7 protein-coding genes are annotated in these 5,774 nt (G+C 73.3%); 5 read left to right on the forward strand and 2 right to left on the reverse strand.

Going from position 1 to position 5,774, the window contains the following annotated elements:
- Positions 1-272 (reverse strand): iron-sulfur cluster assembly protein (locus FK498_RS16900; protein WP_141856625.1); only part of this gene is annotated, 272 nt, incomplete at its 3' end.
- A gap of 159 nt (positions 273-431) precedes the next feature.
- On the opposite strand from FK498_RS16900, the gene hflK reads away from it, so the two are divergent.
- The 4 genes from hflK (at position 432) to FK498_RS16920 (ending at position 4,399) form a co-directional block, all read left to right on the forward strand.
- Positions 432-1,640: an FtsH protease activity modulator HflK gene (hflK, locus tag FK498_RS16905; protein ID WP_141856627.1), complete on the forward strand. Its 1,209-nt coding sequence runs from the start codon at positions 432-434 to the stop codon at positions 1,638-1,640.
- A gap of 13 nt (positions 1,641-1,653) precedes the next feature.
- Positions 1,654-2,550, forward strand: a complete 897-nt coding sequence (hflC, locus tag FK498_RS16910; protein ID WP_141856629.1) for a protease modulator HflC — start codon at positions 1,654-1,656, stop codon at positions 2,548-2,550.
- Positions 2,551-2,568: 18 nt separating this feature from the next.
- A complete protein-coding gene (locus FK498_RS16915) occupies positions 2,569-2,763 on the forward strand; it encodes a DUF2065 domain-containing protein (protein ID WP_141856631.1) in 195 nt (64 codons plus the stop codon).
- A 142-nt stretch (positions 2,764-2,905) separates the two neighbouring features.
- Positions 2,906-4,399, forward strand: a complete 1,494-nt coding sequence (locus FK498_RS16920; RefSeq protein WP_141856632.1) for a DegQ family serine endoprotease — start codon at positions 2,906-2,908, stop codon at positions 4,397-4,399.
- A gap of 34 nt (positions 4,400-4,433) precedes the next feature.
- Here FK498_RS16920 and serB read toward each other — a convergent pair whose 3' ends face one another.
- Positions 4,434-5,357, reverse strand: a complete 924-nt coding sequence (serB, locus tag FK498_RS16925; protein WP_141856634.1) for a phosphoserine phosphatase SerB — start codon at positions 5,355-5,357, stop codon at positions 4,434-4,436.
- A gap of 38 nt (positions 5,358-5,395) precedes the next feature.
- Between serB and FK498_RS16930 the strand changes: the two genes are divergently transcribed.
- Positions 5,396-5,774, forward strand: a 379-nt coding sequence (locus tag FK498_RS16930; protein WP_237560992.1) for a tRNA (adenosine(37)-N6)-dimethylallyltransferase MiaA, incomplete at its 3' end; no start/stop codon positions are given.

Here is a 5,774-nt window from a genome sequence, read left to right on the forward strand (position 1 = left end):
GGCCGGGCCGGCTGCGCCGCCGGCCGGTGCGCGGTCAGCACCGCGGTCGCGTTCAGCACGCCCGGCACGCCCGCCGCCGCCTTCTCGGCGGCGCGCCGGATCGGTTCCATCCGTTCGGCGCGCTCGCGCGGCACTTCAAGCGCGAAGGCCACCAGCCCGTCCCTGACCTTCAGTCCCTGCACCATGCCGAGCGAGACGATGTCGCGCCCGCTCTCGGGGTCGCGCACCGTGGCCAGCGCCTCGCGCACGGCCGCCTCGGTCGCCTCGGTCATCGCTTGAAAACCCTCCGAATCCCGTCCATATCCCGCGGACATGCCGGCGTGGTCGGCGCAGCCGACGCGCAGTTCCCGCCCAGCGCGCGCCCCAGGCGGGGCATATGGGGCGGGCCGGATCGGCTTCCAACGGAACACTCAGGCTGGGAAGAGCAACACATGCCGTGGACCAACAACAGCGGGGGCGGCGGACCCTGGGGCGGCGGCGGCCGATCGGGCGGGCCGTGGGGCGGCGGAGGCGGCGGGCCCGGCCTGCCGCAGCCGCCCAATGTCGACGAGATCCTGCGCAGGGGCCAGGACTTCGTGCGCCGCTTCCTGCCGCGCGGCTTCGGCGGCGGCAAGGGACTCGCGATCCTGGCCGCGATCCTGGTCGGCGTCTGGCTGCTCTCCGGCTTCTACCGCGTCCAGCCCGACGAGCAGGGCGTGGTGCTGCGCTTCGGCGCCTTCAACCGCACCACCCCGCCCGGCCTGAACTACGCGCTGCCCTATCCGATCGAGACCGTGACCACGCCGCGGGTGACGCGCATCAACCGCATCGACGTGGGCTTCCGCAGCCCGGTCGAGGGGATGCGTCCGGTGGCGACGCGCGAGATCAGCCGCGACGTCCCCGAGGAGAGCCTCATGCTCACGGGCGACGAGAACATCATCGACATCGACTTCGCGGTGTTCTGGCGCATCCGCGACGCCGGCGAGTTCCTGTTCAATATCCGCAATCCCGAGCAGACGGTGAAGTCCGCCGCCGAGAGCGTGATGCGCGAGGTGATCGGACGGACGCCGATCCAGCCCGCGCTGACCGAGGCGCGCGCGCAGATCGAGCAGGCGGTGCGGGAGGGGACACAGGCGATCCTCGACCAGTATCGCGCCGGCATCGAGGTCGCACAGGTGCAGCTGCAGAAGGTGGACCCGCCGGCGGCGGTGATCGACGCCTTCCGCGACGTGCAGCGCGCCAACGCCGACCGCGAGCGGCTGCGCAACGAGGCCGAGGCGTTCCGCAACGACATCATCCCGCGCGCCCGCGGCGAAGCGGAACGCTTCGTCCAGGAGGCGCAGGGCGACCGCGAGGGCCGGATCGCCCGCGCCCGCGGCGAGGCCGAGCGCTTCACCCAGATCCTCGCCGCCTACAGCCAGGCGCGCGACGTGACGCGCCAGCGCCTCTATCTAGAGACGATGGAGGAGATCCTGCGCTCGAGCTCGACCGTGCTGGTCGACGACAAGGTGCAGAACCTGGTGCCGTTCCTGCCGCTCAACGACCTCAACCGTGCGCGGCAGACCGGGCAGCCGGGCGCGGACCGGCCGCAGCCGCTGCCCTCCGCGCCGGGCGGGGGGATCCCCGCGCCGTCCGCGCGCATCACCGGCTCGCCGCGCTGAGGAGGCAGGAGCGATGAACCAGAAGACCCTCATCGGCGGCGCGATCGGCGTCGTCGTCGCGGCCGTGCTGCTGTTCTCCACGCTGTTCACGGTGCATCAGACCGAGCAGATGCTGGTGGTGCAGTTCGGCAAGCCCGTCCGGGTGATCTCCCAGCCCGGGCTGCACGCGAAGATCCCGTTCATCCAGAACACGATCAGCTTCGACCGGCGCCTGCTCGACTACGAGGGGCCGGGCGAGGAGGTGATCCTGGGCGACCAGCGGCGCCTGATCGTCGACACCTTCACGCGGTTCCGCATCAGCGACCCGCTGGAGTACTACCAGACCGTGGGCTTCGGCGAGGCGGCGATCCGCGCGCGGCTGAGCTCGATCGTGCCCTCGGCGCTGCGCCGGGTGCTCGGCAACGAGCCGCTGCTCTCCGTCCTGTCGGCCGACCGGACGCGGATCATGACCGCCATCCGCGACCAGGTGAACCGCGAGGCGCAGCGCTTCGGCATCGAGATCGAGGACGTGCGCATCCGCCGCACCGACCTGCCGGAGGAGAACACCCAGGCGATCCTGAGCCGGATGCAGACCGAGCGCGAGCGCGTCGCGCGCGAGGCGCGCGCCGAGGGCGCCGAGGTGGCCGCGCGCATCCGCGCGGGTGCCGAGCGCGAGCGCACCGTGATCCTCGCCGAGGCGCAGGCCCAGGCCGACATCATCCGTGGCTCGGGCGAGCAGGAGGCGATCCGCATCTTCGCCGAGGCCTTCCAGCGCGACCCGCAGTTCTTCGCCTTCTGGCGCAGCCTGCAGGCCTATCGCGAGGCCTTCGGCGAGGAGGGGCGCGCGATGGTGATCCTGACCCCCGACAGCGACTTCTTCCGCTTCTTCAAGGAGCTGCCGCAGGACGTGCGCGCGGCGGAGGCGCGCTGAGGCGTCGCCGCGGCGGCCATGACGCCTGCGGCGCTGGTGGCGGCCCTCGGCCTCGTGCTCGCGGCCGAGGGCCTGCTCTATGCGCTGTTCCCCGGACTGGCGCGCAGCGCGCTCGCCTGGCTGATCGCCCTGCCGGAGACGCGGTTGCGCGCGGTCGGGTTCGCGGCCGCGGGGCTCGGCGCGCTGACCGTGCTCGCCGCGGGCGCGTTCTGAACGGCACGAGGGCGCGGCCGGCAGGATCAGAAGGACGGGAGGGGTCCCGGCAGGACCTTCCGGCCCTGGCACGGCTGGTCCATATACGAGGCTCCGGCGCCGGCCCCGCGGGCGTGCGTCGCTCGAAGAAGGCACACCACTCATGCGTCTGATGATCCGTCCCGTCGCCGCCGCGCTGGCCCTGGGGCTCGCCGCCGCCATCCCGGCACCTGCGCCGGTGGAGGCCCGGCCGGCGCCCGAGAGTTTCGCCGATCTGGCGGAGCGGCTGCTCCCCTCGGTGGTGAACATCTCGACCACCCAGACGGTGACGCCGCGGCGCGACCGCCAGGGTCCGGAGATTCCGCAGTTCCCGCCCGGCTCGCCCTTCGAGGAGTTCTTCCGCGAGTTCTTCGACCGCCAGCAGCGCGGCCAGGGCCCGCAGGCGCCGCTGCCGCCGCGGCGCGCACAGAGCCTCGGTTCCGGCTTCGTGATCGCCTACGAGAACGGCGAGGGGCTGATCGTGACGAACAACCACGTCATCGACGGCGCCGACGAGATCAGCGCGATCCTCACCGACAACACCACGCTGAAGGCCGAGGTGGTGGGTCGCGACCAGCGCACCGATCTCGCGCTCCTGCGCGTGAAGTCCGACAAGCCGCTCACCCCGGTGACCTTCGGCAACAGCGACAGCCTGCGGATCGGCGATTGGGTGCTGGCAATCGGCAACCCGTTCGGACTGGGCGGGTCGGTGACGGCGGGCATCGTCTCGGCGCGCGGGCGCGACATCCGCATCGGCCCCTATGACGACTTCATCCAGACCGACGCCGCGATCAACCGCGGCAACTCGGGCGGGCCGCTGTTCAACATGGCGGGCGAGGTGGTGGGCATCAACACCGCGATCTTCTCGCCGACCGGCGGATCGATCGGCATCGGCTTCGCCATCCCCTCGCGGCTTGCCACCGGCGTGATCGCGCAGCTGCGCGAGTACGGCCGGGCGCGCCGCGGCTGGCTCGGCGTGCGCATCCAGCAGGTGACCGACGAGATCGCTGAGAGCGTCGGGCTCGCGGGCGGGGCGCGCGGCGCGCTGGTCGCGGGGGTGAACGAGGGCGGGCCGGCGGCCAAGGCCGAGATCCAGAACGGCGACATCATCCTGGAGTTCAACGGCCAGGAGATCCGCGAGATGCGCATCCTGCCGCGCGTGGTGGCCGAGACGCGGATCGGCGCGCAGGTCCCGGTCGTGGTGTGGCGCAACGGCCGGCGCATGACGGTCACCGTGACGGTCGGCGAACTGCCCGAGAACATCGAGCAGGCCTCGGCGACGCCGGGACCGCAGGATCGCGCCGGCCGCCCGGCCGAGCTCGCGGGCACGGGTCTCAAGCTCTCCGCGATCACCCCGGAGCTGCGCGAGCAGTTCAGCCTCGGCGCGGACGTGAAGGGCGTGCTGGTGCTGGAGGTGGCGCCCGGCAGCCCGGCGGCCGAGCGCGGCATCCGTGCGGGCGACGTGATCGTCGAGGTGCAGCAGGAGGCGGTCTCGACGCCGGCCGAGGTGCAGGAGCGGGTGAACCGCGTCCGCCAGTCGGGCCGTCAGAACGTGCTGCTGCTGATCGACGGCCAGCAGGGCATGCGCTACGTGCCGGTACCCGTCGGACGGGGCTGAACGCCGCGGGGCGGATCGGAGCCCGATCGCGCGTTCAGCGTGATCGGGGGTCGAGGGCATCCGCCCCGGCGATCTCCTCCTCCGCGTATCCCTGGAGCCAGAGCAGGGCGGTGAGATCGGCGTGGTCGATGCGCACCCGCGCGGCCGCCGCCACGCTCGGCTTGGCGCGGAAGGCGACGCCGAGCCCGGCCGCCTGCAGCATCGGCAGGTCGTTCGCGCCATCGCCGACCGCGAGCGCGGCCGACAGCGGCAAGGCGCGCTCGGCGGCGAGGCCGCGCAGGGTGGCGAGCTTGGCGTCCCTGTCGAGGATCGGCTCGGCGACCCGGCCGGTGAGCCGCCCGTCCTCCACGATCAACTCGTTCGCCCGGTCGAGATGGAAGCCCAGCCGGTCGCGCACGCGCGCGGTGAAGAAGCGGAACCCGCCCGAGACGAGGGCGCAGACGGCGCCATGCGCGCGCATGGTGGCGACCAGCGCCGCCGCGCCGGGGGTGATCGCGATCCGCCGATAGGTGCGCTCCAGCGCCTCCGCGGACAGCCCCTCCAGCATGGCGACGCGCTCGCGCAGCGCGGCGGCGAAGTCGAGCTCGCCGTTCATCGCGCGCGCGGTGATCCCGGCGATGCGGTCCTTCAGTCCCGCGCAGTCGGCGAGCTCGTCGAGCGTCTCGCCGGTGACGATGGTGCTGTCCATGTCGGCGACGAGCAGGCGTTTGCGTCGTCCCTCCGTGGGTTGCGCGGCGAGATCGATCGGCGCGGCGCCGAGGGCGGCGCGCGCGGCGGCCGCGGCCTCGCCGGGGGCGATCCCGGCGAAAGGGAGGTCGACCGCCTCGCCCGGCTTGAGCCAGCGCGGCGTGCCGACCGTGGCGCGGAGCGCCTTGAGTGCGGCGCGCGCGGCGTGAAGATGCGCCTGGTCGAGCACCGGCCCGCCGGCCGGCGCGATCAGCGTAAGGACGTGGTCCATGCGGCGACCTTGGAGGGACGGTGGTGGCGGGGCAAGCGGTGGCGGATGACGATCTGCCCCGCGCGGTGATCGTCGCGGGCCCGACCGCGTCGGGCAAGTCGGCGCTGGCGCTGGCGCTGGCCGAGCGCGTCGGCGGGACGGTGATCAACGCGGACTCGATGCAGGTGTACCGCGAGTTGCGCATCCTGACCGCGCGTCCGACGCCGCAGGACGAGGCGCGTGTGCCGCATCTTCTCTACGGCGTGCGCAGCGCCGCCGAGCCGGCCGATGCGGCCTGGTTCCGCACCGCCGCGCTCGCCGCGATGGCGGAGGTGCGCGCGGCCGGGCGCACGCCCATCCTGTGCGGCGGCACCGGGATGTGGCTCGACGCGCTGGTGCGCGGGATCGCCGCGATCCCGCCGGTGCCGACGGCGGTGC

This window comes from Elioraea sp. Yellowstone, assembly GCF_006704265.1.
Classification (GTDB): Bacteria; Pseudomonadota; Alphaproteobacteria; order Acetobacterales; family Acetobacteraceae; genus Elioraea.